We start from the raw sequence: 3305 nt of genomic DNA, 5'->3' as shown, positions 1-3305 counted from the left end.
TTCGGCAAGCCGTCGCCAGGTGAAAAGCTGATTCGGCGATACGCCGCACCGTCTCGCGACGAGGCTGACCGTAACGCCCACCCTCGCGCGTCCGCGCCACCATCTCCAGCTTCTCCGCGACAGACCACCGGCGGCGCCGCTCCGGCCCAGTCAGAACCTCAGCCTTCGGATAAGAACCCGTCATAGACACGACATTACTCCCAACCCCTGTTTAAGGGTGAGACATGTCCGGCGAATTCGGGGGCCGCTTCAGTCGCGGATACAATCCCATCCCCCTATGTCGAGTCCGATGGACCCTTTTGGCGAGCGACGTTGACGCGACCGACGCCGTGACCCTGGCAGAACGTGCCGCGCGGCTCAAAGCAGCCATCGGCCAGGGAATGCGTCGCGAACAGCAGCGCGGCTGCCCTCATCGCGCGGCTGAAGCTGGAGATTGAGAAGCTCCGGCGAGAGCTTCAAGGCACACGCTCGGAACGCAAGGAAGGGCTGCTCGGCCTTCTGGAAATGAAGCTCGATAATCTGGAGGCCGTCGCCACAGAGGACGAACTGGCCGCGGATGCAGTGGCCCGCTCGACCGATGTCGCCAGCTTCCAGCGCAATCGACCCGTTCGCAAGCCGTTCCCGACCATCTCCCGCGTAAGCGCGCTGCTTTCGCCGCGCCAGCGAGCCCCCCTGGCAGGCCGGTGAAACTCGGGGAGAATATATCACCGAGACGCTGGAGGTGATCCCGCGCCGGTGGAAGGCAATCCGGACGCTACGTGCGCGCTTCTGAGGCCGGACCTGCGACGAAATAACGCAGCCGCCGGCGCAATACCACGTCATCCGCGCAGTCATGCTGAACCGAACCTGCCGGCCATCGTGCTATTTGAGACGTTTGGACAGCACCAGCCGTTAAATCGGTAAAGCGAATGCCATGCCCGCGAGGGCATCGACCTACCCTTGTCGACGCTGGCCGGTCATATGGGTGAGCGAGCGGGGCATCCATACCATCACGCGCGGCGCAAGTTCCTCGAGCCTGCCGACATCACGGCGAACCGCCGACGTCGGAGCAATGCTTCGCCGATCTCACCGTCCGCCTTCGAAGCCGTTACCCAAGGCACGAAAATGAACGCAAATCTAATTCAATTCAACATTCCTTCAATTTACTACCCGTATCCTTTTTAGGAGGCGGAAGGTACATTAGCGTACTGACATAAGGACCGCTTCCACTCCCTACACCACGCACCGCATTGTATCGCTCCACAAGATACGGAGATAACGACGGGATAGCATCTGGATCTACCGCACTTAGCTTCACATAACGCGGCCCCCTATTTTTTATAGCTGACCATTCTTTCCATTCAAATGCAAAACTCTTAATAAGGAACTTACCTTCCTTATCTTCAAGATCTGGATGAGACGTCAATAACATAACTGGGCGCTCCCCTTCTTCTTCCACAAGCAATGGCCGAGCATCAAATGTTGCCAAATATGATATGTAGACAAGTGGACCTTGTATCTTTAATATAAATTTTTTATCAGTTTCTAATATCACCGCAGATCTATTAAATCTACTATTCTCAAATTCTCTCATTGCCATTCCATCAGCAACCTTTGGCAATTGAAGAATCTTTGCTCGATCAAAACTACACGCCCTTAGCGGACGAGGCATATTTCCAGATACAATATAGCGATCTAAAATCAGACAATTAGCCACAAAAGACGCCAGCATCGGGACACCACGATCTAAATTATAATGCGCATCATCTTTATAATAGTTGACATATTCGTCATGATTATTATTGGTGAATGATCTCAACTCTAGATCAAAATCTATTATACTAATATTTCCTATATTTCCATAATATTTAGAAAGCTCTTCAATCCCGCGCCTTATTAATTCCGTCGCATGCCTTTTCCTCTCAGCCCTACGGCCAAGAATCAGATTATACACCTGTATGCTCGGTGCCTTTCTCAGAATATACCGCAGGATTCCTTCATACGCACATTGCCAAGTCTCATAAGCATCCGGCGTTGCCAAAGAAAGATCATTGATAGCAAATTCTATTATTATTTTATCGAAATTCTCAAGTTTTGTAACTTTTCGAATATTTTCAAGTCCCATTAAACATGTATTAGCACCTACACTTATATTTTTTAAATGCGTGATAGGTCTACCAGATTGGCTCAATTTAGTGCGAACCTGGCCAACATACCCCGGACTCATCACCGAATTAGAGCCTCCAACGACAAGTACCCGCATACTACACCCTGCGCTCAAGAGCACACCATCATGAAGCTTTGCAGCTAAATATCAACCCGGTGCCAATGTCCGCTGGAGCATCGGTCACAATCCAATGAAGGCAGTAAGCGTCATCGTCAGGCCACGTCGTCGAGGACGGGCTTGGCGAGATAGGCCCATGGCATGAGGTCGTCGATGCGGCTGTTGGGGTGGTCGTTGACGATGCGTGTGATGACGTCCGCGAGGTAGACCTGAGGGTCGATGCCGTTGAGCTTGCAGGTCTCGACGAGCGAGGCGATGACGGCCCAGTGTTTGGCGCCGCCGTCGGAGGCAGCGAAGAGCGCATTCTTCCGGGTCAGGGCGAGGGGCTGGATGGAGCGCTCGACGAAGTTGTTGTCCAGCTCGACGCAGCCATCGTCGAAGAATAGGGTCAGCCCCTCCCAGCGCGAGAGGGCGTAGCGGATCGCCTCGGCGAGCTTGGTTCTGGCTGATCAGCGCCAGCTTCGCCCGCAGCCACGGCTCGAGGGCCTCGATGATCGGCCTGCTCTTTTCCTGGCGCGTGGCCCGGCGCTCATCCGGGGTCCGGCCCCGGATCGCAGCCTCGACATGGTAGAGCTCGGCGATGCGCTGCAGCTTCGCTCGCGATCGGCGCGGGACCGCTCTGGGCGAGCTCGTAGAAGCGGCGCCGAGCATGCGCTCACCAGAACGCCAGCTTCACCGTGTTGCGTCCGGCCAGTGCCTTGTAGCCGCCATAGCCATCGACCTGCAGGATGCCGGTGAAGCCGTCGAGATGGGTGATGGGCCGCTCGCCCTTGCGATCGGGGGCATAGACATAAGTGACGGCAGTCGGATCGGCGCCGCCCCAGGGCCGGTCGTCGCGGGCATAGGCGAAGAGCTGCCCCGTCTTCGTGCGGCCACGGCCGGGATCGAGCACCGGCGCGGTGGTCTCGTCGGCGAACAGCTTGGGCGAAGTCTTCAGCACCGCCAGCAGCCGTTCATGCACGGGCCGCAGCAGGAAGGCTGCTGACCTGAGACCCTTTTCTCCTCCGGCTTAGGAGAGAGTCCTTGGGTTGATTTTTGGCCT

Annotated in this window: 1 protein-coding gene and 3 pseudogenes; 1 reads left to right on the top strand and 3 read right to left on the bottom strand. The window is 55.8% G+C overall.

Annotated elements, in window-relative coordinates; all coding sequences use genetic code 11:
• Positions 1–184 (bottom strand): annotated as a pseudogene (locus KHC19_RS16390) (transposase); the annotation flags it as partial.
• Positions 185–369: 185 nt separating this feature from the next.
• On the opposite strand from KHC19_RS16390, the pseudogene KHC19_RS25995 reads away from it, so the two are divergent.
• Positions 370–966: pseudogene (locus KHC19_RS25995) on the top strand (IS66 family transposase); the annotation flags it as partial.
• 160 nt (positions 967–1126) lie between these two features.
• On the opposite strand, the gene KHC19_RS16380 reads toward KHC19_RS25995, so the two are convergent.
• Positions 1127–2206 carry an SGNH/GDSL hydrolase family protein gene (locus tag KHC19_RS16380; RefSeq protein WP_213353460.1) on the bottom strand — a complete coding sequence of 360 codons (1080 nt, stop codon included), beginning with the start codon at positions 2204–2206 and terminating at the stop codon, positions 1127–1129.
• 152 nt (positions 2207–2358) lie between these two features.
• Positions 2359–3245: pseudogene (tnpC, locus tag KHC19_RS16375) on the bottom strand (IS66 family transposase); the annotation flags it as partial.
• Between the last annotated feature and the right edge of the window lie 60 nt (positions 3246–3305).

The sequence above is a fragment of the Ancylobacter oerskovii genome, assembly GCF_018390555.1.
Classification (GTDB): Bacteria; Pseudomonadota; Alphaproteobacteria; order Rhizobiales; family Xanthobacteraceae; genus Ancylobacter; species Ancylobacter oerskovii.
This window is presented reverse-complemented; position numbering and strand designations above follow the sequence as displayed.